At 69.8% G+C, this 23,625-nt stretch carries 19 protein-coding genes and 1 tRNA gene; 14 read left to right on the top strand and 6 right to left on the bottom strand.

Features of this window, described 5'->3' with window-relative positions; all coding sequences use genetic code 11:
- Window positions 1–75: 75 nt before the first annotated feature.
- Window positions 76–1,239 carry a hypothetical protein gene (locus O2L01_RS24125; RefSeq protein WP_270124605.1) on the top strand — a complete coding sequence of 388 codons (1,164 nt, stop codon included), beginning with the start codon at window positions 76–78 and terminating at the stop codon, window positions 1,237–1,239.
- On the opposite strand, the gene O2L01_RS24120 is transcribed toward O2L01_RS24125, so the two are convergent.
- Together O2L01_RS24120 and O2L01_RS24115 are read right to left on the bottom strand one after the other, a co-directional pair.
- On the bottom strand, window positions 1,229–2,170 hold the full coding sequence (locus tag O2L01_RS24120; protein WP_270124604.1) for a cation diffusion facilitator family transporter: 942 nt from the start codon (window positions 2,168–2,170) through the stop codon (window positions 1,229–1,231). The two genes, O2L01_RS24125 and O2L01_RS24120, sit on opposite strands and share 11 nt — an antisense overlap.
- Before the next feature lie 207 nt (window positions 2,171–2,377).
- Window positions 2,378–4,141 carry an ABC transporter substrate-binding protein gene (locus O2L01_RS24115; protein ID WP_270124603.1) on the bottom strand — a complete coding sequence of 588 codons (1,764 nt, stop codon included), beginning with the start codon at window positions 4,139–4,141 and terminating at the stop codon, window positions 2,378–2,380.
- 275 nt (window positions 4,142–4,416) lie between these two features.
- Between O2L01_RS24115 and O2L01_RS24110 the strand changes: the two genes are divergently transcribed.
- From O2L01_RS24110 to O2L01_RS24065, 10 genes are all read left to right on the top strand, one after another.
- The gene (locus O2L01_RS24110; protein WP_270124601.1) at window positions 4,417–5,688 is read left to right on the top strand and encodes an ABC transporter substrate-binding protein; all 1,272 of its coding nucleotides are present in this window, start codon (window positions 4,417–4,419) and stop codon (window positions 5,686–5,688) included.
- 92 nt (window positions 5,689–5,780) lie between these two features.
- Entirely contained in the window at window positions 5,781–6,668 is an 888-nt protein-coding gene (locus O2L01_RS24105) for a carbohydrate ABC transporter permease (RefSeq protein ID WP_270124598.1), read from the top strand.
- Window positions 6,668–7,600, top strand: coding sequence for a carbohydrate ABC transporter permease (locus tag O2L01_RS24100; protein ID WP_270124596.1), 933 nt, complete (start codon window positions 6,668–6,670; stop codon window positions 7,598–7,600). Before O2L01_RS24105 ends, O2L01_RS24100 begins: the two co-directional genes overlap by 1 nt.
- The gene (locus tag O2L01_RS24095; RefSeq protein WP_270124594.1) at window positions 7,597–10,200 is read left to right on the top strand and encodes a beta-galactosidase; all 2,604 of its coding nucleotides are present in this window, start codon (window positions 7,597–7,599) and stop codon (window positions 10,198–10,200) included. Before O2L01_RS24100 ends, O2L01_RS24095 begins: the two co-directional genes overlap by 4 nt.
- Before the next feature lie 17 nt (window positions 10,201–10,217).
- Window positions 10,218–11,441 carry an ROK family transcriptional regulator gene (locus tag O2L01_RS24090; RefSeq protein ID WP_270124592.1) on the top strand — a complete coding sequence of 408 codons (1,224 nt, stop codon included), beginning with the start codon at window positions 10,218–10,220 and terminating at the stop codon, window positions 11,439–11,441.
- Window positions 11,442–11,497: 56 nt separating this feature from the next.
- A complete protein-coding gene (locus O2L01_RS24085; RefSeq protein WP_270124590.1) occupies window positions 11,498–12,118 on the top strand; it encodes a GyrI-like domain-containing protein in 621 nt (206 codons plus the stop codon).
- Between the two features lie 28 nt (window positions 12,119–12,146).
- Window positions 12,147–13,670: an FAD-dependent oxidoreductase gene (locus O2L01_RS24080; RefSeq protein ID WP_270124588.1), complete on the top strand. Its 1,524-nt coding sequence runs from the start codon at window positions 12,147–12,149 to the stop codon at window positions 13,668–13,670.
- A 74-nt stretch (window positions 13,671–13,744) separates the two neighbouring features.
- Entirely contained in the window at window positions 13,745–14,038 is a 294-nt protein-coding gene (locus O2L01_RS24075) for an ArsR/SmtB family transcription factor (protein ID WP_344468948.1), read from the top strand.
- A gap of 16 nt (window positions 14,039–14,054) precedes the next feature.
- Window positions 14,055–15,044 carry an LLM class flavin-dependent oxidoreductase gene (locus O2L01_RS24070; RefSeq protein ID WP_270124586.1) on the top strand — a complete coding sequence of 330 codons (990 nt, stop codon included), beginning with the start codon at window positions 14,055–14,057 and terminating at the stop codon, window positions 15,042–15,044.
- A gap of 641 nt (window positions 15,045–15,685) precedes the next feature.
- On the top strand, window positions 15,686–15,985 hold the full coding sequence (locus O2L01_RS24065) for a hypothetical protein (RefSeq protein ID WP_270124585.1): 300 nt from the start codon (window positions 15,686–15,688) through the stop codon (window positions 15,983–15,985).
- Between the two features lie 7 nt (window positions 15,986–15,992).
- Here O2L01_RS24065 and O2L01_RS25825 read toward each other — a convergent pair whose 3' ends face one another.
- From O2L01_RS25825 to O2L01_RS24045, 4 genes are all read right to left on the bottom strand, one after another.
- Window positions 15,993–16,433, bottom strand: coding sequence for a hypothetical protein (locus tag O2L01_RS25825; protein ID WP_344469011.1), 441 nt, complete (start codon window positions 16,431–16,433; stop codon window positions 15,993–15,995).
- 950 nt (window positions 16,434–17,383) lie between these two features.
- Window positions 17,384–18,496 (bottom strand): NAD(P)/FAD-dependent oxidoreductase, encoded by a 1,113-nt coding sequence (locus O2L01_RS24055; RefSeq protein WP_270124583.1) that lies wholly within the window; start codon window positions 18,494–18,496, stop codon window positions 17,384–17,386.
- A 98-nt stretch (window positions 18,497–18,594) separates the two neighbouring features.
- On the bottom strand, window positions 18,595–19,524 hold the full coding sequence (locus O2L01_RS24050; RefSeq protein ID WP_270124582.1) for a sigma-70 family RNA polymerase sigma factor: 930 nt from the start codon (window positions 19,522–19,524) through the stop codon (window positions 18,595–18,597).
- Window positions 19,525–19,853: 329 nt separating this feature from the next.
- A tRNA-Val gene (locus tag O2L01_RS24045) sits at window positions 19,854–19,925 on the bottom strand.
- Window positions 19,926–20,095: 170 nt separating this feature from the next.
- On the opposite strand from O2L01_RS24045, the gene O2L01_RS24040 reads away from it, so the two are divergent.
- From O2L01_RS24040 to O2L01_RS24030, 3 genes are all read left to right on the top strand, one after another.
- Window positions 20,096–20,797 carry a DsbA family oxidoreductase gene (locus O2L01_RS24040; RefSeq protein ID WP_270124581.1) on the top strand — a complete coding sequence of 234 codons (702 nt, stop codon included), beginning with the start codon at window positions 20,096–20,098 and terminating at the stop codon, window positions 20,795–20,797.
- 92 nt (window positions 20,798–20,889) lie between these two features.
- The gene (locus O2L01_RS24035; protein WP_270124580.1) at window positions 20,890–22,053 is read left to right on the top strand and encodes a VLRF1 family aeRF1-type release factor; all 1,164 of its coding nucleotides are present in this window, start codon (window positions 20,890–20,892) and stop codon (window positions 22,051–22,053) included.
- Between the two features lie 221 nt (window positions 22,054–22,274).
- On the top strand, window positions 22,275–23,625 hold a 1,351-nt coding region (locus O2L01_RS24030; protein WP_270124579.1), incomplete at its 3' end, for an FAD-dependent oxidoreductase.

Below are 23,625 nucleotides of genomic sequence, written 5' to 3'. Positions count from 1 at the left end.
CATTCCGGCACAGGCAACCGGCGCGGGCCCTCGGGGCGTCTGTGCGGCGAAGCCCCCGGGAGAAGGAAGGTCGCCGTGCCGCGAACGAAGACCGCCGTCATCGGCCTGGCCGTGCTCTGCACCGCCTCGGGCTGCTCCTGGTTCGCCGGGGAGCCCGAAGACGAGTACCTCGACTACGGCGAGTACGAGCGGCAGCTCACCGACACCTTCAACGAGAGCCGCCGCCTCACCGAAGAACTCGACGAGGCCGAGTCCCGCATCGTGCAGACCTGCCTGGAGGCGCAGGGATTCGACCTCCACGACCCCTTCGAGCTCGAGGCCGCCCTCGCCCAGGAGCGGGAGTCCTTCATGGACCATTCGCCCTACGACTGGTTCCTGCCGACCGTCGAGGACGCGCAGCGGCGCGGCTTCTGGCAGTGGACCAGCATCGACGGGTACGAGACCGTCGAAGGCGGCGACGAACTCGACGCCGAATGGTCCGAGTTCCAGGCGGACATGGGCTGGACGACGATCGTCTTCAACGGCCAGGACGACGACGAGCTGCCGGAGTTCTTCACCCAGCCTGAAGAGGACCAGTTCGCCTGGTACGTCGCCTACGGCGGCCAGGCCTGGGCCGAGTACATGCACCCCGACCTCGCCGGGATCGAACGCTCCCAACGCGAAGGCCAGTCCGACGGGCAGATGACGCCCCCGCCCGGCGGCTGCGAGCTCCAGATGCTCGAAGCGGTCTACGGCCAGAGCACGCTCGACGGCATGGACGAGGGCTGGACCGCCGCCGACCTGCGGCCCGAGCCGCCGAACGGCGACTGGTCCGCGATGACCGACCGCTACACCGAGGGCACCGCCGACGCCGAGGGCGACCTCCTCGACTGCCTCGAAGGGCGCGGCCACGAGGGCTGGGAGTTCTACGAAGGACAGTTGTTCGTCCACTCCTACCTCTCCGCGGCGGGCGACGGCGAGTACGCGCTCAACTCCTACCCGGACGCGGGCACCAACTGGCCCGACCCGCCCGGCGACGTTCCCGACCCCGACGACCCGCAGGGCTGGCTCGACTTCGAGCGGGCGCTGGCGGTCGACTTCGCCGAATGCGGCGACGAATCCGGGTACCGCGCGGCCGCGGTGGACGCCTGGCAGCAGGCGCAGCTCCACTACTACCTCGAGGTCGAGGACGCGACCTTCGCCTGGCAGAACGACATGCGCGACCTCATCGCCCAGGCCCAGGCGGCCATCAGCGGGTGACCTCTTCGGCTTCGCCCCAGGGGCTCAGGAAGACGTACGCGACCATCGGGAAGCGTTCGCGCAGCTGCGCCTCGAGGTCGCGGCAGGTGCGCTCGATGGCCTCGCCGGTGGCGTTGTCGCGGAAGTCGATCTTCGCGGCGACCATCACCGAGGCGGGTCCGAGCTGGAGGGTCAGGAGCTCCTGGACGGCCGCGATGTCATCGCCCGCTTCGAGTTCGGTCCGCACGGCGTCGACGAAGCGCGGCGGCAGGCTCTTGCCGATGAGCAGCGAGATGTTCGCGTGGCCCAGCAGCACCGCGATCACGAGCAGCAGCACGCCGATGAGGATCGAGGCGGTGCCGTCGTACACCGGGTCGCCGGTGGCCTGGGTGAGCGCCAGGCCGCCGGCGGCCAGCAGCAGGCCGATGAGTGCGGCGAAGTCCTCCAGGAACACCGCCTTCACGCTCGTGTCGGGCGTCCGCCGCAGGAACCGGATCGGGTGGACGCCCCAGTACCGCGACTCGCGCCGAACCTGCACGATGGTCCGAATGAACGAGACGCCTTCGAGCACGAACGAGATCGCAAGGACCACATAGGAGATGAGATAGTCGCGCTCGGCGCCGCCGTGCAGCGAGTGGAAGCCGTGCGTGATGGAGAACAGGCCGCCGGCCACGAACGTGAACGCGGCCGCGAGCGCCGCCCAAAGGTAGGCGGTGCTGCCGTACCCGAACGGGTGCGCGGCGTCGGCCGGCTTCACGCTGTTGCGCAAGGCGATGTACAGCATGACCTGCGTGACGGTGTCGGCCGCGGAGTGCGCGGCCTCCGAGACCATCGCGGCCGAACCGCCCACGACCCCGGCCACGAGCTTCGCCAGCGCGATGCAGAGGTTCATCAGCGCGGCGATGATCACCGTGATCACGCTCTCGGACTTGACCTCAGCCGCTTCGCTCATGGATCCGAGCCTAGGCGAGGCGAATGGAGCGGGGCGCGATTGGTGCCGCATCGGTCTTCTAATCCGATGGTCGCAGGTTCGAGTCGGCGGCCCGGCTGAGGCGAAAGGGCCGGGCGCGGTCCTGCTGCGCCCGGCCCTTTCGTTTGACTTACTTGTCGGCGCTCTCGTCCAAACTGTGCTTCCTATTCCTCTCCGAGGCTGTGCTTCCTATTCCTCTCCGAGGAAGCCCCACTCGCCCACGTTGTAGAAGACACGCATGGTGGTCGCCCAGTTGTCGCGCACGTTCACGACGTCCTTGTTGACCATGACCAGTTGCGGCGTCCACGCCAGCGGCAGCTGCACCGACTGGTCGAGGGAGATCTGCGCGGCCCGGTTGTTGAGCTCGGCCGCGCGGTCGCGGTCGAGGGTGGTCGCGAGTTCGGCGATGACGGCGTCCACTTCGTCGTTCTGGAACCCGGTGTGGTTGCCCTCGCCCCAGTAGTCGGCGGCGGAGGACGCGAACAGCGGGGTCTCGATCCAGGAGAACAGGATCAGGTCCCAGTCGCGCTCTTCGAGGACCGTGTTGAGCTCGCCGGCCGGGATCGGGTCGGTGGTGAGGTCGATGCCCAGGTCGCCGAGGTAGGTGATGACGAGGTCCTGGATGATCGGCGTGAAGGCCTCGCCTTCGATGCCGGTGCGGAAGCGCAGGGACACCGGCTGGCCCTCAGGGGTGAGGAGCGCGTCGCCGTCCCAGGTGTACCCGGCGTCCTCGAGGATCGCGCGGGCCGCGTCCTGGTCGCCCGAGCCGAGGCCGGAGTCGCCGATCTGGTCGGTCCAGTACTCCGAGTCGGGGCGGAAGAGCACGTTGGACATCGTCTCGGTGTCCTCGTAGGCGGTGCCGTAGGCGCGGGCGTTCATCTCGTCCGCGTCGATCGCGGTGAAGATCGCCCGGCGCAGCGGTTCGGCCGCGAGGAACGGGTTGTCGAAGTTCGCGTCGATGTGGGACCAGCCGGACTGCGGCGCGACGCTGAACTTCAGCTCCGGGTCGTCGGCGAGCTGGTCGAGGATCTCGGGGTCGAAGCTGGAGGGCGCGGCGCCGTCGATGGTGCCCTGGCGCAGCTCGGTGGCCATCGCGTCGGCGCCTTCGATGTACTTGAGCGTCAAGGAGTCCAGCGTCGACTGCTGCGATCCGGTCCATTCGGGGTTCGGCACGTACTTGGCGTAGTCGCCGAGCACGCCTTCGACCATCTTGAACGGTCCGGCGCTGTAGTCGAGCGGCGGGTTCTCGGAGAAGTCGGCGATGGACGCGGCCATGACGGCCGGGTCGGTGCGCCAGTCGGCGTGGCCGCGGGCCTCGGCGATGTGCGCGGGGTGGGTGATGACCTGCGCGGCGAACCACTCGGCGTCGAGGTAGCCGTCCTTGTAGGTCACGACGATGGTGTTGTCCTCGCCCTGCTCGATCGAGGCCACGTTGGAGCCGTAGTCGGTAGCGGGGGTGCAGCCGGCGCACTGGGCCTCGTCGGTGGAGGTGGCCTTCCAGTGCCAGATGAAGTCGTCGAGGCCGATGGGCGTGCCGTCGCCCCAGGTGGCCTCGGGCTTGAGGTGGTAGGCCACGGTCATCGGCGCTTCGGCGAGGAGTTCGGGCGCGGCCGAGTAGATGCCGTCGTTGTAGTGGATCTCGCCGGCCTGGTCGTAGGTGAAGACGGTGGGGCGCAGCGGCTGGTTGATGACCGAGGTGGACAGGCTGGAGCCGTAGATGTCGGCCTGGCCCCAGGCCTCCCACTTGCCGCCCACGGCCCAGACGAGGTCGCCGCCTTCCTTGCGGGGGCCGGAGTTGCAGGTGGTGGGCTCGGTGGCGCAGTCCTCGAAGCCGGCCCCGGTCGGGTCGCCGGACCCGTCGCCGCCGCACGCGGTGAGGGTGAGGGCGAGGACGGCGGTGACGGCGGCGAGGGCGCTGGTTCGCAGGCCTCGGCGGGGTTCTCTCTGGGGCATAGCAGGCTCTTTCGCGGTATTCGGGGGGAACGACTCACAGGCGTGCATCACACCATAATGCCGCCCGAAATGGAAGTCTAGTAAAACGATAGGAATGCTAGCTTATGGCGGCCCCGGCTGCCAGTGTCCGCCTGTCATCCCATGTTCATCGCGTCGAAATCGTTATCAGGCGGATCTATCCAACCCTTTATCTATGGGTTAGATTTTGCCTTGTCTTAACTCGCGCCGGCGGCCCGCCGGCGTCCGAACCCCCCGACCGCAAGGAGGCGGAAGACATGGTGGACAAGGCTTTGTGGCGCAGAGGCGCCGCTCTCGGTGCGACGGTGCTGATCGGTGCGACGGCCCTCGCCGCGTGCGGCGGCGGCGACTCCGGCGACGACGGCCCCCTGAAGATGGTCGTCTGGGGCGGCGACCTCGACAAGGAGACCTACCAGGCCCGCATCGACCTCTTCGAGGCCGAGAACCCCGACACCAAGATCGATCTCCAGCTCATCCCCTCGGACCAGTACGCCCAGAAGGTCCAGACGATGATCGCCGGCGGCGACGGCCCCGACATCATGCAGGTCGCCGAGAACGTCAACTCGTACTCCTCCAAGAGCCAGCTCCTGCCGCTCGACGAGTACATCGACGACGCCGGCCTCGACATGGAGGAGCGCTTCGGCCCCGTCGGCTCGCTCTACACCTACGAGGACGAGACCTACGCGATCCCCGACCGCTCCGGCGCGATGATCCTCTACTACAACAAGGACCTCTTCGACGCCGCCGGCGTCGAGTACCCGACGGCCGAGTGGACCCAGCAGGACGCCCAGGCCGCCATGGAGAAGCTGACCGTCCCCGGCGAGCAGTGGGGCTTCTCCGGCGCCGGCTGGTGGGCCCAGTGGTGGAGCTTCGCCTACCAGAACGGCGGGCAGATCATCGACGACAGCGGCAAGCCCACGGTCAACTCCCCTGAGGTCGTCGACGCGCTCCAGTGGGCCAACGACCTGCAGTACAAGTACCACTACGCCCCGACCGCGGCCGAGTACGCGGACATGGGCCCGGACATGGGCGGCGACCCCGCCTTCGCCGCGGGCACCGTCGCGATGAACGCCACCGGCTTCTGGGGCATCGGCGGACTCCTCGAGTCCGACATCAACTGGGGCATCGCGCCGCTGTGGGGCGGCCAGGAGCAGGCGGTCTCCGCCTTCGGTTCCGGCCTGTCCATCACCCGCGACAGCGACAACCCGCAGAAGGCCTTCGAGGCGATCGACTTCCTCACCGACACCGAGGCCCAGACGGTCATCATCGACAAGGCCCAGGACGTGCCCGCCAACATCCAGGTGCAGCAGTCCGACGCGTTCCTCAAGCCCGCGTGGGCTCCCGAGGGCCTGAACATGGCCGCGTTCGGCGAGTCCTCCGAGTTCATCTTCCGCGCCCCCTTCATCCCCGAGTGGGAGGAGATGCAGGCGGCGTTCAACGACAACCTCGGCACCTTCTGGAACGAGGGCGGCGACGCCAAGACCGAACTCGACAAGATCCAGACGCAGCTCGAGTCCATCATCGAGTAGGACGAGCCTCCGATGTCGAACCACGTCGGCGAAGCCCCCGGAGCGGGGCGCCCCCCGCGCCCCGCTCCGGCGGGGCCCGCCCCCGCACCAAGATGTCCCGCCGCAGCAGGAAGGAAGCGCTGTACTTCTGGCTCTTCATCTCGCCGTGGCTGATCGGTTTCGTCGGGTTCCTGCTCGGCCCCATGATCGCCTCCGTCTACATCTCACTGACGGAGTGGGACTCGTTCACGCCGCCCGAATGGGTCGGGCTGCAGAACTACACCGAAGCGCTCACCGAGGACCCGGTCTTCTGGAAGGCGCTGTGGAACACCTTCTACTACGCGGCGGTCTCCGTCCCGCTCGGCCTCGTCATCGGCGTGTGGCTGGCGAACCTGCTCAACAAGCGGGTGCGCGGGCGCAAGCTCTTCCGGACCTTCATCTACCTGCCCACGCTCGTCCCGCTCGTCGCGACGGCCATGGTCTTCAAGATGGTCCTTGCGCCCTCGGGCCCGCTCAACGACCTGCTCGGCTGGTTCGGCATCGACGGGCCCAACTGGCTCATCGACGAGTCCTGGGTCAAACCCGCGCTCATCGTGCTCTCCGCCTGGGGCGCCGGCGGGGCGACCGTGCTCCTGCTCTCGGCGATGAACGGCATCCCGCGCGAGCTCTACGAAGCCGCCGAGATCGACGGCGCGAGCCCGTGGCGCCAGTTCTGGTCCGTCACGTTCCCGCAGATCACCCCGGTGATCTTCTTCAACCTCATCATGGGGCTGATCGGGGCGTTCCAGATCTTCTCGCAGGTGTACATCCTCACCGCGGGCGGACCGAACAACGCCAGCAAGACCATGGTGCCGCTGCTGTTCGACGAGGCGTTCAAGTTCTACCACTTCGGTTACGCCTCGGCCGTCGCATGGCTGCTCTTCATCGTGATCATGGCCTTCACCCTGATCGCGTTCCGCACGTCCCGCAAATGGGTCTTCTACGAGACGGAGGTGCGCTGATGGCACTCGCCACCGAAAGCCCCGACCACGTGGTCGCGGCCGACTCGAAAGGCAAGCCCGACAAGGACTTCGCCACCCGCGGCCTCTCGGTCTTCAAGGCCTCGCCCGCCACTTACGCGGTGCTGCTGGTCGTCTCGGCGATCTTCTTCGTGCCGTTCATCCTCATGATCTCGATCGCGCTCGCGAGCGACCTCACCAGCTCGCAGAACGCGTTCACCGTCATCCCGGGCGAGTTCGAGTGGCGCAACTTCACCGAGGTCTTCACCGCCACCGGCCTGCCCGTCGGGCGGTTCGTGGGCAACTCGGTCATCATCGCGACCCTCTCCGCCGTCGGCCAGGTGCTCTCGTCCTCGCTCGTCGGCTACGCCTTCGCGCGGCTGCGCGCCCCCGGCAAGGGCGTCATGTTCATGATCGTCCTCGCCACCATGATGATCCCCGCGCAGATCACCATGATCCCGCAGTTCCTGCTGTTCAAGGAGCTCGGCTGGGTCAACACCTACCTGCCGCTCATCATCCCGAACTTCTTCACCAACGCGTTCAACGTGTTCCTGGTGCGGCAGTTCGTCTCCCGCATCTCCGGGGAGCTCGACGAAGCCGCGCAGATGGACGGCCTCGGCTACTTCGGCGTCTACCGCCGGATCATCCTGCCCATGATGTGGCCGATCCTCACCGCGATCGCGATCTTCACGCTCACGCACGCGTGGGGCGACTTCATGGGCCCGCTCATCTACCTCAACGCCGAAGAGCAGATGCCGCTCGCGCTGGGCCTGCAGTACATGACGGGCACGAGCAACGAGATGCAGCTCCCGCCGTGGAACCTCGTCATGGTCGGGTCGATCATCCTCACCATGCCCATGATCGTCATCTACTACCTCGGCCAGAAGTACCTGTACGAAATGAACCTCCAAGGTGGAAGTGCTGGTGTGAAGTGACTGATCCGTCCACCGCGACCGTCCGGCTCGGACGCTCTGGGCTCGTCCTCGACGACCGCGAGGAAGCGCTGCTGTGCGCGTCGCTGTTCTACTTCCGGCTTCCCCGCGAGGTCTGGGAGGCGCGGCTCGCGCAGGTGCGCGCCACCGGATACCGCGCGATCGACGTCTACCTGCCGTGGAACTTCCACGAGACCGCCCCCGGCGCATGGGACTTCGAGGGCCGCCGCGACGTCGGCGCGTTCCTCGACCTCGCCCACGAGGCCGGCCTCGCCGTCATCGCCCGGCCCGGCCCGTACATCTGCTCCGAATGGGACGGCGGCGCGCTGCCGTCCTGGCTCGCGCTCGAAGACGGACTCGAACTGCGCCAAGCGGAACCGAAGTTCCTCGAGCACGTGGGCCGCTGGTTCGACCAGGCCCTGCCGATCCTCGCCGCCCGCCAGTGGGGCCGCGGCGGCAGCGTCGTGGCCGTGCAGCTCGAGAACGAGCTCGACTTCTTCGACACGCACGACCGCCACGCCTACCTGACCGCCCTGCGGGACATGGCGATCGGCCACGGCATCGACGTGCCGCTCGTCGCCTGCGCCGGCCAGGGCGACCTCATCGGCGCCACCGGCGGGGTCGACGGCATCGCCCCGGCGTTCAACTTCTACCCCGACGACCGCTCGCCGTTCGTCGAGGCCGAAGTGCGCCGGTACGCGGACCTCGTGGGCGCCAAGGGACTCCCGCTGCTCGTCACCGAGACCAACCGGGCCCACACGACGCTGCGCAGGCTCATGGCGAGCGGCGCGACCCTGCTCGCGCCGTACCTCCAGGCCTCCGGCTACGACCTCGGGTACACGCCCTCGGTCGGCAACTGGGGCGACCCCGGCGGGTTCATGACCCACGACTACGACTTCGGCGGCTACCTCTCCCCGGTGGGCGAGGCCCGCCCGGAGACGGCCGAGGCCCGCACGCTCGCGGCCCTCGCCCGCACCCTCGGCCCGGCCCTCGCCCGCGCGACCACCGCCGCGGCCGACGGGATCAGCGCCGACGTCCCGACCAGCGACTCCCCGTCCCGGCTCCTGCTCGACGGCGGCGGCACGCTCACCGGCGTCCCGAACCTCGGCGACGAGCCCGGCACGGCCGTGTTCGCGGCCGCGGACGGCCTGCCCGAGACCGCGATCGCCTTGGCGCCCTTCTCGTGCGCGCTGGTCCTGCGCGACCTGCCGCTCGCGGGCTTCGGCCTCCCCGGCACGCTCCGGTTCGCCTCGGCCGACCTCGTCGCCGCCGGACCCGAAGGCCTCGAGTTCGCCGCCCGCACGGCGAGCACGATCGCGCTCGAAGGCGCCGGAGGCGTGCAGCGCGTCGCGATCGACGCGCCCGCACACGGCGGATCGATCGTCACCGAGATCGCCTCGGGCGCGGACCGCTGGACCGTCGTGGTCCACCACCCCGAGGACGTGCCCGCGCCCGACGGCACCGCGGGCGTCATCGCCCCGGCCCTGCCCGAGCCCGAGATCCTCACCAGCGCAACGCGTCTCGAACTCGAGACCCGAACCGGCGAGACCACCGCGCACGAGCGGCCCCCGGCCTCGGAGGAGATCGGCGTCTACCGCGGCCGCACCCACTACGCGGCCGCCGTGGACGGCATCGGCGAACTGCTCATCGAAGGCGCCGGCGACATCGTCGACCTCGCCCTCGACGGCACCGCGCTGGCGAGCATCGCGCGTTTCGGTGCCACGGTCCGTGTCCCGGTCGCCGGGGCCTCGCGCCTCGACGCCACCGTGGAGACCTGGGGCCACGCGAACTTCGACGACTCGCGCCTGCCCGGCCTCGCGATCGGGTCGCTCCGCGGCCTCGGCCGCGTCTGGGCGATCGCCGCGAGCGAGGACATCGCCTCACTGTGGACCGTCGACGGCGGCGAGCAGTGGGCCGGCGACCCGGCGCCCGTGCGGACCCTCGCGGGCTGGAGCAGCACCCGGATCGGACGCCCGGTCACCTACCGGCGCGACCTGCCCGTGGACGGCACCAGCCACTACGCGCTGCACCTCGATGGACTCCAGACGCCCTGCGAGATCACCGTGGACGGCGCGTCGAGCATCGTGAGCCCCAACGACCCGTGGGTCCACTTCGCCCCCGGCGAAGGCCACGAGATCGCGATCACCATGCCGCACTGGCCGGTCGACGGCGGCGGTGCGACGCTGCTGCGCCTGGAGGCCGTGCGAGACTGGCAGGTCGAGGCGCAGCCCGACCACGCCCTCCTCGCGCTGTCCGCCAAGGACAGTGCCGGGACCGAGGTCGTGCTCCCGCTCGAACTCGGTGCGGGCGAAGAGGTCTGGCTCGACGTTCCCGTCCCGCCCGGCGGCCGCTCCCTGCGGTTCGAGGGCGGGCAGGTGCGCGTCAGCGCGTTCGCGCGCGGCGAACTGCTCGGACGCGTCTGGCTCGACGACGCGGCCCGGCCGAAGTTCACGGGCGGGGACCCCGGTCGACTCTGGAGTCCGGGATCATGGAACACCGGCGCGGTGCGCCTGCTGGTCCACGGCACCGCCGGCGGGGCGCGGCCGCGCCAGGCGGGCGGCCCCGCCGCCCCCCCCCCCCCCCCCCCCCCACGACCCCAGTAGCGAACCCAGGAGTCCACATGGCCGTCACCAGGCGCACCTCGCGCGACATCCGCAGCGAGTCGCGGCTCGACGTGCTGCACGCGCTGCTGGCGGCGGGCGAGGCGAGCCGGGGCGACCTGGCCGCCGAGACGGGCCTCAGCAACGCCACGGTGGCCACCGTGGTCAGCGACCTGCTCGAAGGCGGCATCGTCACCGAGGCCCGCCGCACCGGCGGGCGCATCGGACGGCCCACGACCACCCTGCGCCTCAACGGGAACCGCGGCCGCATCGTGGGCGTCGACGTCGCCGAGACGTACGTGCGCGCGACCGTGTTCGACTCCGCGCTCGACGAACTGGCCTCCGCCGAGGTCGCCACGGACGAGCACCACGACGAGTACGACTACGTCATCGACGGCATCGTGCGGGCGCTCGACGCCTCGCTCGAGAACGCGCACGCCGACCGCGACGACGTGCTCGGCGTCGGCATCTCGCTCCCCGGCGGCATGCAGCGCTGGACCGAGGTCTCCGTGGTGGTCCCGAACGCGCCGTGGCTGCACGTCGACCGGCTCCGCGAGCGCATCGGCCTGCCGATGGTCGTCGACAACCCGCTCAAGGCCATCGCCACCGCCGAGCTCTGGTTCGGCGCGGGCCGGCGCCACAAGAGCATGATCACCGTCAACCTCGGCACCGGCGTCGGCGCCGGCATCGTCCTCGAAGGCACGATCCTGCGCGGCGCCCAGAACGGCGCGGGGGAGTGGGGCCACAGCCTCCTCGCCCTCGACGGCCGCGGATGCCGTTGCGGCCGAAAAGGATGCGTCGAGGCCTACGTGGGCGCGGCGGGCATCCAGCAGACCCTCGCCGCGATCGCCCCCGAGCACCCGCTCGCCTCCGTGCCGATGCAGCGCGAGTTCATCGGCGCGCTCGCGGCCGCCCTCGAACCCCCGGCGCACCCGGCGCTGACCGAGACCCTCGAACTCACCGCCCGGTACCTCGGCTCGGCGATCGCCGACCTCTGCGCGATCGTCAACCCCGAGATGATCACCCTGACCGGCTGGACCGCCTGGGCCCTGGGCGACCACCTCATCCCGGCCGTGCGCCGCCGCGTGCTCGAGGAGGCCCCCGGCGACTCCGCCGCCGACCTCGCCATCGAGGTCTCCACCGTGCGCGGCAACTCCGTCGCCACGGGCATCGCGACGATCGCGTTGGAGCGCTTCCTCGGCGACGTGGGCCTCGTGACCACCCGGGTCCCGACCGCGATCTGAACCCGCCCTTTCGCCTCTCGACGTGACGTGTCGTACCCGGATGGGACACTGCGGGCATGGAGAAGTACGACGTCAAGAAGGCCTACAAACAGCTCTACGCGCCGCCGCGCAACGCGTTCGCCGTCGTCGAGGTGCCCGAGTTCCGCTACCTGGCCGTCGACGGCAAGGGCGACCCCAACACCGCCGACGCGTACGCCGACGCCGTCGCGGCCCTCTACGGGACGGCCTACACGCTGAAGTTCGCCAGCAAGCGCACCCTCGGCAGGGACTTCGTCGTCGCCCCCATGGAAGGCCTCTGGCGCGCCGACGACCCCGCCGTGTTCCTCACCCGCGAGAAGAGCGCCTGGGAGTGGACCATGATGATCGGCCAGCCCGAGTGGATCACCGAGGAGATGGTCGTGGCCGCCGCGGGCGAGGCCGCCGCGAAGCACCCCAACCCCGCCTTCGAGGGCCTGCGGCTCGTCTCCTTCACCGAGGGCCTGTGCGTCCAGACCCTGCACATCGGCTCCTACGACTCCGAGACGCCCGTCCTGCAGCGCCTCCACGAGCACTACCTGCCGTACAACAAGCTCACCTTCAACGGCGACCACCACGAGATCTACCTCAGCGACGCCCGCCGCACCGCCCCCGCCAAGCTCAAGACGATCCTCCGCCAGCCCGTCAAACCCGTGGAGTGATCCGCCCCACTCGGGGTACCCGGGGGCCATGAATGCTCCACTGGTCCCCCCCGAGTCCTACTGGATCGCCTCCACGCAGGCGACGGCGTACCCGCCCGTCGAGGACCGGGTGGCAACCGAGGTCGCCGTCATCGGCGCGGGCATCACGGGCCTGTGCACCGCCTGGGAGCTCGCCCGTGCGGGACGCTCGGTGGCCGTGATCGAAGCCGACCGCATCGTCGCGGGCGTCACCGGCAACACCACCGCCAAGCTCAGCGCCCAGCACGGCGAGATCTACTCGCATCTGCGACACGCCTTCGGCGCCGCCGCGGCCCGGAACTACGCGGACGCGCAGACCGGCGCAATCGAGCACGTCGCGGCCGTCGCGGATGAACTCGGCATCGACTGCGAGCTGGAACGGGCCCCGTCGTTCATCTACGCCGAGTCCGAAGACGGGGTCGCGGCTCTGCGCGACGAGGCCGAGGCCGCGCGCGCCGCGGGCCTCCACGCCGAGTTCACGACCGAGACCGGCCTCCCGTACGAGGTCGCGGGCGCGGTGCGGGTCGAGAACGAGGCCCAGTTCCACCCGCGTCGGTTCCTGCTCGCGCTGGCCGCCGACCTGGTCGCGCACGGCGGGCAGGTCTTCGAGCAGTCGCGCGTGACCGGCCTGGAACGGGACGAGGGCCGCCACGTGCTCGCCGTCCAGGGCGGCGGCGAGGTCCGCTGCGACGAGGTCGTGATGGCCACCCAGTTCCCGGTGTTCGCCCCGATGAAGATCATCGCGCGCCTGACGCCCCGCCGCGAACCCGTCGTGGCCGCGCCGATCGCCGCATCGGCCGACCCCGGCGGCATGTACCTCACGCAGGAGGAACACGTGCGCTCGGTGCGCACCGCCCCCTACGGCGAGGGCAGGCGGCTCCTCATCGTCGCCGGCGAGAAGTTCACGCCCGGCGACCCCGACACGACCGGACGGCTCGACCGCCTCAGTGCCTGGATGACCGGGCGTTTCGATGTCGGCGAGATCGAATACCGGTGGGCCGCACAGGACTTCACGACCACCGACCGGGTCCCGTTCGTGGGCCGCATGCCCGGTGAGGACGGCGTCTACGTCGCCTGCGGATTCGGCGGCTGGGGGATGACCAACGGGGTCGCGGCCGCGCGGACCATCGCCGACACGATGGCGGGCACGCCGCCGCCGTGGGCAGGGCTGTTCGACCCGGGCCGGTTCCACCTGCTCAAGGAGGCCGGCCGGCTCGCCTCCGCCGGGGCCAAGGTCATGGGGCACTACCTCGGTGACCGCCTCCCGCACGCCGCCCCGTCCGACCCCGCCGAGCTCGGCCCCGGCGAAGGCGCGGTCATGCGCCTCGACGGCGGGCTGCGGGCCGTCTACCGCGACGAGGACGGCGGGCTCCAGATCGTCTCGGCCACCTGCACGCACATGGGCTGCATCGTCGCCTTCAACGACGCCGAGCGCACCTGGGAATGCCCGTGCCACGGCTCGCGGTACGCCACCAGCGGCGCGGTCCTCCAGGGCCCGACGACGAAGCCGCTCGAGCCGCATCCGCACGACTGACCCGTGACCGGGCTCATGATGCCGTCCACGCCCGAAAGGTATAGTTTCGGAAATTAGCGAAATGCCGAAGGACGGTGGACGTGCTCGACGAGTGCAAGGCGCTCTCCAATGAGACCCGCCTGCGGATCCTCAACTGGCTCAAGGAGCCCGAGGCCAACTTCCCGTGCGGGGACACGGCGGAGCTCGGCGTGTGCGCGGGGCTGATCCAGCAGAAGTCCGGCGCCTCCGCCTCCACGGTCTCGGCGCACCTCGCGATCCTCCAGCGCGCCGGGTTCCTCCAGGCCACGCGGCGCGGCCAGTGGATCTACTACCGCCGGGACGAGGCGCGCATCCGCGCGTTCACCGAAGACCTGCACCGCAGCCTGTGACGGAAAGAGGCACCTCATGCCCGTAGCCCTGTCGATCCTCGACCTGGCGCCGATCGCGCCGGGACGGTCCGCGCGCGAAAGCCTCGCGGCGAGCGTCGAACTCGCCCGAGCCGCCGAACGCAGCGGCTACCGCCGCGTCTGGTACGCCGAGCACCACAACATGCCGACCATCGCCTCCAGCGCCACGGCCGTCGTCATCGGCCACGTCGCCGAGCACACGGACACCATCCGCCTCGGCGCGGGAGGCATCATGCTCCCCAACCACTCGCCGCTGGTGATCGCCGAGCAGTTCGGCACCCTCGAGACGCTCTTCCCCGGCCGCATCGACCTCGGCCTCGGCCGCGCCCCCGGCACCGACCGCCCGACCATGCGCGCCATCCGCCGCGACGCGACCTCCGCGGACACCTTCCCGCAGGACGTGCTCGAACTCCAGGGGTACCTCCGCGGCGAGTCCCGCGTGCCCGGCGTCCAGTCCGTGCCCGTCCCCCAGAACGAAGTGCCCCTCTACCTCCTGGGCTCCTCTCTCTTCGGCGCGCAGCTCGCCGCGCAGCTCGGCCTGCCGTACGCGTTCGCCTCGCACTTCGCGCCGGACGCCCTCTTCGAGGCCGTGGCCGCCTACCGCGAGGAGTTCCAACCCTCCGAACAGCTCGACAAGCCCTACGTGATCGCCGGCGTGAACGTCTTCGCCGCCGAGGACCGCGACGAGGCCGAGGCCCAGCGCGCGATCGCCTACCGCAACCGCGCCCGCGCCTTCATCGCCCGCGGCCAGGGCGGCCGCGAGTACACCGACGCCGAGATCGACGCCTTCCTCGCCTCCGCGGGCGGGCAGCAGCTCTCGACGATGACGAAGTACACGGCCACTGGCTCCGCCGAGGACGTGCGCGCCTACCTTGAGGACTTCGCCGACAAGGTCCGCGCGGACGAGCTCATCACCGCCCACCACGCCCAAGAGGTCCCCGACCGCGTCCGCTCGGTCGAACTCACCGCGAAGGCCATGCAGCGCTAGAGCAAAGGGCCCGGCGGTCTTCCGCCGGGCCCGTCTCGTCCTCGCGGCTAGATGCTCGAGCCGCCGCCGGTCGTGCTGCTCCACGAGGCGTGGTAATCGTTCAGCGAGTACCGCTTCTGGACCCCGAGGCCTGGAGGTCGCGATCGTCCTCCACGCCCTCCTCAACACCGTCGCCTTCATCGGCGCACCGCTGCTGCGCATCGACCTCGGCGCCGCACTCTCCGACCGCTCCGCCGGCACCGGCTCACCCACCAAACTCATCCCCACCCTCGCCGTCATCGTCATCACCGCGATCATCTGGAGGTCCACCCGCACAACCGGACCCGCACTCACCTCGCCGCCCACCACCACCGCAACCCACTGACACCCGGCCTCACCCCGAGGGTCGTTCTCGGGGTGAGGCCGCGAGTCGGCTCGACGGGCGGCTCGAACGTGTGCCCGCCTGGACCACGTCCAATAGCGACGGGATGTCGCTGCCGCCACGGCTGGCGATAGCGTGGCTTATGGACTTTGAACAGTCGAGCGAGTGCGCCCTGCACGGTCCTGGGATCTCACCCCAGCGCCTGATTGGGTGTCGCCTCGTGAAGGTCACGGCCTCGTGGTCTTGGCATGCAGACGGTCGGTCCACGGACCCGCTGGACGTGTGGCTGACCGTTGAACGCGAAGGGCCGATACGGATCACCACCGGCTCGGACTGGTGCCTCATCGTCGATGCGTCCAAGCCGCACGCAGGCTATGACCTGGGCGAGGGAGGACGCGTCGAAGTGCGTGAGAGCGGCCGCGAGACACCGTTCGGCAGTCACCTCGGGGAGGACATCCTCGGCGCACGGGAGGACTACGAACCGTTCACCGGGCGCATCGGTCTCGACCTGACCTTCGCGACCGGTCGAGTCCGCTGCGAAAGCTGGGCAGGCGACCTTCGCCTGAAGGATCTTCCGTAGGGCCGGTCTATCGCCTGACGAACGGGCTTGCCATCACGACCACTCGGTCTTTTGCAACCTCGTACCCGAGCACGGGACGAGCACCGTCCCCTCCCTCGGCATCCATCAGCACCCGCTTTCCCAGCCGCCGTCCGATCTCGGTCAGGAACGCGCAGAACAGGTCCAGGCGCTGCTGGCCTTGGAGCTCACGAAGATCGACATCGAAATCGATCGCCTCCGGTGAATGGAACCGGAAGATCACCAGCACTTCGGCAGCCGGCCAGACCTTCAACTGCGCGCACTCCTCATTCAGCGGGAGGGCCAAGATCGTCTCCGCGCGTGGGACCGGAAGGACTCTCGCCCCCTCGGAGTACTGGTGCGTCCAGCCGCGCTCGGCGATGAGATCGAGCACCGATTGCCAGTCGTCGACCGAGGTCGCGGGTACCAGCAGATCAGGCAGTGCCCCCATGAGGCCGGGGTTGAAGCAGTCGCTGACCTCGTCCCAACGCAGACGGTTTGCATGAGGTCCCTGCTGGCTCGTAGTGCCTTCTTGCGGAGCTTCCCGGCCGCCACGGACGCACCGCTGCGGCCCGAGGCGGCGGTCACGCTGCCACAGCGCCAAGGCCGCGATGGCAGCCGCAAGTGTCAGGGTCAGGAGCACCGAGAGCGCCGGATTGACCCAGGACGGTACGAGCTGGATGGTGCGATCGCTGCATTCGAGGACGCCGCTGACCGGCAGGATGCGTTCCTGGAAATCGACGAAGTCTCCCGCGTCGCGGGCGGGGCATTGCTCGTCGATCATGAAGTAGAACATCGTCGACTGCCCGTAGGCCTGTACGGGCAGAGCCAGACCGAGCAGCCCGAAAGTCACAGCGAGGAGGTCGAAGTGCGGCCTCGGCCGCCCCGCGTGACGGGCGCGCACGGCTTCTCGCGCGGCACGTATGCAGGCGATCAGCGCCGCCGGCATGAGGAGGAAGAAGGCGACCATGAACACGGTATGACCGTACTTGATCAATCCTCATGCGACGGACCGCCAGCTCGACGCGGAAGTTCGGTCTAGCGCCTCATTGAGGCGGTCCGGGCTGGGGCCTGCAAGAAGCACCTGGCGGCTGAGTTCGGTATCAGCCGCCGCAGTGCCGACCGACTTGTGCTTGCGAGCATCGCGAAGGCCGGTCGATAGCCCCTGCATGCTGTGATGCTGTGGCAGGCGGGGCGGGCCCGCTTCGGGCCCGCCCCGCCTTGCCGTTGATTTCACTGATGCGGGTGGCGACTGGCGTAGCGGCTGCGGCGAACTAGCTTGCCGTTGGAGTACCGATCGCGCACCGCTCACCACATCTCGTTGCGCCACTTGTACAACGTCCTCGCCAAGGCCGGTATCGGCCTCGGCGGCCGTGTCTGATGTGGATTCGGTCCCGTCATTCACCGCCCCGTTGGAAGGTCGTGCTTGAAGCTCCACACCGCGATCCGGCACAGCGCCTCTTTGTACCGCGCTGCGGCCTGCCCGGTCAGGTAGCCGCGTTTGGGCCGGTCATCTGCGGTCACGAACTGCACCACCGCGTCGCGGCGGCCGAGGCTGACCGTCTGGTGGAAGTACCGGATCTGGACGATCGGCGGGCGGCGACCGGCGATCTCGGCGGCGAGGTGTCCGGCGGCGAGCCAGCCGGTCGGCATTCCCGACGAGCACGACATTCGCAGGGGCCGACCGGCTGGGCCCATCGCCCAGGCGGCGTCGCCGATAGCGAACACCTCGGGACGCGAGACCGAGCGCATCGCAGGATCCACGACGATCTGGCCGCATTCGTTCACCTCGAGTCCCGAATCGGCCGCGATCGGGTTGGGGGTGAACCCGGTGGCGCCGATCGCGATATCCGCTTCGAAGCGCGTCGCATCGGTGAACACCGCGCCGTCCTCGGTGAGCTCCCGGACTCGGACGCCTTCGTGGACTTCGACTCCCAGCCGCTCGAAACCGCGCCGCAGATGCGTGCGCACTCCGGGCACGAGCCAGTGGCCGAGCCCGCCCGAGGTCACCAGTGCGACCAACAGGTCCGGCCGGGCCTCTGCGATCTCCGAGGCCACCTCCAGGCCTGTCAGACCGCCGCCGACCACGAGCACACGTTCCCCGGCTGCGGCCCGGGCGAGCCTGCCCCGCAGACGCAGTGCCGCGACCGGGGAGGCCGCGCTCCAGGCGTGTGCATCGCCCGGTAGCGGGGCTCCCGCGCTGCCCAGGGCGTAGACGAGCGAGTCGTAGCCGATCGGCTCGCCGTCGGCGAACACCTTGCGGCCGTGCACGTCGACGGTCTCCACGCGCGCGCACTGGAGTCGCACGCCCGTTCCGCGGAGCAGGTCGGCCAACTCGTAGCGGGGCAAATCCTGCCCGGCGACGACCTGGTGCAGGCGGAGGCGTTCGACGAAGTCGGTCCGGTCGTTGACCAGAACGATCTCGGCGTCCGAGCCTTTGAGCAGGGTGCCGAGCCTGCGGGCGGCGGTCAGACCGGCGTATCCGGCCCCCAGAATGACGATGCGGTGCGTCATGGCTGCGCTCCTTCGTGTCGGTGATGCGACTAGACGAAGGAGGCACGACGATTCCTGACAGCCGGGGAGGGATCGAGATCGGCTTCACAGCCGGTGCTTCACCAAACCGCGAGGAGTGGCTCGCCGTGCGCCCGGCGGGCCCACCGCTCGCTCAGGCGCGCAAGGCGATCCGGGGCGGCGTAGCTGCGCAACGCGGCGATGCGGCCGCCGCCGTCGAGTTCGACGGTCATGACACCGACGACCTTGCCGTCGATGACCGCGACCGCCGCCGGGGCGCCGCTGACCAGGTCCGCGTAGATCGCGGGGGCGCCGCCGATGAGCCGGTGTTTGGCCGGGGTCGGCTTGTACGCAGCCCGCAGGTACGCGGCGACCGCCGCCCGACCCAGGTATCGAATCGGCTCGTCGAGTAGCCCGGCGCTGTCGGAGACCGCTGTCGCATCCTCGGCGAGGATCGCCACCAGTGCCTCGATGCGCCCGGTCGCGGCCGCGGCCAGGAACGCTTCGACCACGCGCCGCGCCTCGACCTGATCGACCTCTTGCCGAGGCGCTCTGGAGGCGCGGGCCCGGGCCCGGTGGAGATGCTGCTGACTGGCGGCCTCCGAGACGCTCAGCATCTCGGCGATCTCCTTATGCGAGTAGCCGAAGGCCTCCCGAAGCACATACACCGCCCGCTCGGTCGGCGTCAGCCGCTCCATCAACTGCAAGACCGCCAGCGACACCGATTCCCGCTGCACCGCGGTCTCGGCGGGCCCAAGCATCGGGTCCCCGTCGAACACCGGCTCCGGCAAATGCTCGAAAACCCGCTCCCGCCGCACCCGTGCCGACCCCAGCCGGTCCATGCACAGGTTCGCGACAGTCCTGACCAGCCACGCCTCCGGCACCTCGATGCCCGCACGATCGACCCCCTGCCACCGCAGGTACGCATCCTGGACGGCGTCTTCGGCATCAGCCGCCGACCCCAGCAGTCGGTAGGCGACAGCGAGCAACCGGGGCTGGTGGGCATCGAACTCATCCGGGGCGGCATCCATGAATCCTCCGATGCTGATGCGAAGTGCGCGGACGTCGAGACACTCGCAGCACGAACGCTGCAATGGCGGCCACAAATGCCAGGGCGAGGATAATCGAGAGCGTCAGATCGGCCCAGGACGGTACGAGCTGGATGGTGCGATCGGCGCATTCGGGAAGCGCGCAGGCGACCCGGGGTGAGGAGGCCACGAACTCGGATTGCCTGTAGTCGATCAGCCCCTTGTGACGGACCGCCAGCTCGACGCGGAAGTTCGGCCCTAACCACTGATAACCAAACCCGGATCATTCGGCATGAGGCGTAACCATCCGAATGTCCGGGTTATCAGGTTAGTGGGTGCTACAGGGATCGAACCTGTGACCACCTCCTTGTAAGGGAGGTGCTCTACCGCTGAGCTAAGCACCCGGAGGGCGCGCGGGAGCGCGCCGAGCCTGAGAAAGGGTACCTGAACGGGGACTTGGGCGCGAGGAGAGGGTGGCGGGGCGGTTCGCATCGTGGGCGCGCGGATGGCGTGCGGCACAGGCCGGAATTCTGTGGAAGCTTCAAGTGTTGTGGGGTTCGTGGAAAAGCTACGCGTGGACATCTGGTCCGACATCGCCTGCCCGTGGTGCTACGTCGGCAAGGCCCGGTTCGACAAGGCCGTGGAGCAGCTCGAGGGCAAGGTCGACGTCGAGGTCCGGCACCGGTCCTTCGAACTCGACCCGCACCGCGCCCCGGGCGACACCGCCCCGGTCGTGGACATGCTCGTCAAGAAGTACGGCATGAGCCAGGCCCAGGCGCAGGCCGGGGAGTACCGGCTCGGCGACCTCGCCAAGGCCGAAGGCCTCGAGTACCGCACCGAGGGCCGCGACCACGGCAACACCTTCGACCTGCACCGCCTCCTGCACCTCGCCTCCGAGCGCGGCCTCGAATCCGAGGCATGGCAGGCGTTCTACACCGCCAACTTCGCGGACGAGGCCTCGATCTTCGACCGCGAGCGCGTGATCGACGTGGCCGTCGCCGCCGGGCTCGACAAGGACGAGGTCGTCGCCGTGCTCGACGACCCCGCCGCCTACCGCGAGGCCGTGCGCGCCGACGAGGCCGAAGCGGCCGCGCTCGGCGCCACCGGGGTGCCCTTCTTCGTCGTGGACGAGAAGTACGGCGTCTCCGGCGCCCAGCCCACCGAGCTGTTCGCCGAGATCCTCGAAAAGGCTTGGGGCGAAAAGCGGCCGGCGATCACCACGATCACCGGCGCCGACGGCGCCGAGGCGTGCGGCCCCGACGGCTGCACTATCTGAGAACCTTTCAGGCGTAACTGGCGAAACCTTCACGAACGGGAACCTCCGGGAATATCCTGAGGCGAATCCGCTCGATCGAGGAGGCGATAGCCATGCCGATGGACCGCGAGACACAACTCAGGCTGGTGAAACTGCGCGACGACACCGGCGTGCTCTCGCTCTACGTCAACGCCGACCCCCGGCAGGAAGGTTCCCAGCCGCCCTGGAAGACCCGGCTCGACCAGGGCCTCAAGCAACTGCACGAAGCCGTTGACAACGGCACGCGCGCCGCGCTCGGCCGCCGGCTGGAGGAGCTCAAGCTCGACCTCGAGCAGCTCGTCCGCCCCGGCGCCCCCGGTATCGGCCGCGCCCTGTTCGTCGGCCTCGCTAGCGGCCAGACCTACGGCGTCGAGATGCAGACGCCGCTCACCGACCGGGTCGTCCTCGCCCCCCGCTCCCACATCGCCCCGATGTTCGGCGCCTGGGCCGAGGGCTCCCCGACCGGCATCGCCGTCGTCGACGGCAAGGGCATGCGGCTGCTCGACAGCCGCTTCGGCAAGTGCGAGGAGATCTCCGGACTCCACTTCGCGCTCGACACCGCCGAATGGCGGGTCATGAAGGGCCCCAGCGCCACCCGCTCCGCCTGGGGCGGACGCGACGGCATCAGCGCGAACAACCAGCACGACCTGTTCGACTACCGCATCGCCGAGCACCTGCAGAAGTTCCTCGCCGCCGCCCACTCCACCCTGGAGGAGCACGTGGCGACCTTCGGCTGGGAGCAGCTCGTCATCTCCGGCGAACCCGAACTCGTCGAGGCCTCCTCCAAGTCGCTCAACGGGTTCAAGGCCGAGGTCGTGCCCTCGAAACTGGTGCTCAGCCAGTCCACGCCCGCGCAGATCCAGCAAGCCCTCGCGCCCGAGATCGCGACCGCCCGCGCGGCCCGGGACGCACGCCTCACCGAGGACTTCGCCGAGTCCCCGCGCAAGACCGTCGCGGGCTCCGGGGCCGTGCTCGAGGCACTCCAGGACGGCCGGGTGGACCGCCTCATCATCGAGCGCGACTCGGTGTGGAGCGGCCGCCGCATCCCGGACGGGACGGTCCTCGCGGACGCGATCGCCCCGGTCGAGCCCGAGCTCGCCGGCGCCGTCGCGGACGCCCAACTGGGCGAGGCGATGATCGAGATGGCGCTGGCCTCGGACGCGCGGGTGTCGATCCTGAGCGAGGGCGTGCAGATCGACGAGAAGGCGGGCGGCGTCGGCGCGTTCCTGCGCTGGTGAGCACCGCTTGAATGAAGAAGTTAGGTTATGCTAACCTTTCTTCGGCAGTACGATACAGGGCCGCGGGTTGCTCACCTCCCGCGGCCCTGAGCCGTTTCCGCGGCCCGATATCGCCTGGATCACAAGGCGCCCCAAGGGCTTCCCTTGGGGCGCTCTTTGCCCTATCGTTAATTCATCAGGTGATGAATTAATCGCCTCGGGCCACCCCCAAGGAGGACGTCATGTCCCAGCAAGCCGAAGTCATCGTCGTCGGAGCCGGACCCACCGGACTGCTCCTCGCGGGCGACCTCGCCGAAGCCGGCGTGAACGTGACCGTGCTCGAGAAGCGCGGCGCCGAGATCTCGAACCTCTCCCGCGCCTTCGCCGTCCACGCCCGCACCCTCGAGGCCCTCGACGTCCGCGGCCTCACCGACAGGCTGTTCGCCCTGGGCGGCAACAAGCTCGACGAGCTCTTCCTCTTCGGCAAGGCCGCCCTGAGCCTCAAGCACCTCGACACCCGCTTCCCCTGCGTCCTCATGACCCCGCAGTACCACGTCGAGCGGGTCCTGCGCGAGCGCGCCGAGCGGGCCGGCGTCGCGTTCCACTACGGCTGCAAGGTGACCGGCATCGACCAGGCCGACGGCCGGGCGACCGTCCGCACCGAGGAGGGCGACTTCACCACGGCGTACGTCGTCGGCGCCGACGGCGTGCACTCGGCCGTGCGCGAGGCCGTCGGCATCCCCTTCCCCGGCGAGGCGGTCCTGAAATCGATCATGCTCGCGGACGTGAAGCTCGCCGAGCCGCCCGCGCGGAACCCGCTCACCGCCGGGGCCGACGGCGCGTTCTGCTTCGTCGCCGACTTCGGCGACGGCTACTGGCGGGTCATCGCCTGGAACGCCGCGGACCAGCAGCCCGACGACGCGCCGGTCGACCTCGAGGAGATCCGCACCGCCATGAAGCTCTCGCTCGGCACCGACCTCGGGATGCACGACGCGCGCTGGGCCTCCCGCTTCCACTCCGACGAGCGCCAGGCCCCGACCTACCGCGCCGGGAGCGTCTTCCTCGCCGGCGACGCCGCGCACTGCCACTCCCCGGCCGGCGGCCAGGGCATGAACACCGGCCTCCAGGACGCGGCCAACCTCTCCTGGAAGCTCGCGGCCGTCCTGCGCGGCGCCGACCCCGCGCTCCTCGACACCTATGAGGCCGAACGCCACCCGGTGGGGGAGCAGGTCCTGCGCTCCAGCGGCGCCCTGGTCCGCGTGGCCGCCAACCGCTCCCGCGTCGCCCAGGCCGTGCGCGGCGTCGCCATCGGCACCGCCCTGCGCCTCAAGACGGTCATGCGCAAGGCCACCGGCATGATCAGCGGCATCGCCATCCACTACCCGCACGCCCACGGCGAGCACCACCTGGTGGGCAAGCGCGCCAAGGACATCGACCTCGCCGACGGCACCCGCCTCTACGAGTCCCTGCACTGCGGCAGGTTCGCCGTCCTCGACAGCGCCGAGGCCTACGACGGCGCGTTCACAGCGAACGCGGCCTCGGCCCACCCCTCCGGTGAGGTCGTGATCGTCAGGCCCGACGCCTACATCGGCT

This window comes from Glycomyces lechevalierae (assembly GCF_027622945.1).
Lineage (GTDB): Bacteria > Actinomycetota > Actinomycetes > Mycobacteriales > Micromonosporaceae > Glycomyces > Glycomyces rutgersensis.
Note: the sequence above shows the minus strand (reverse complement) of the source record. Positions and strands in the feature narration are given on the sequence as shown.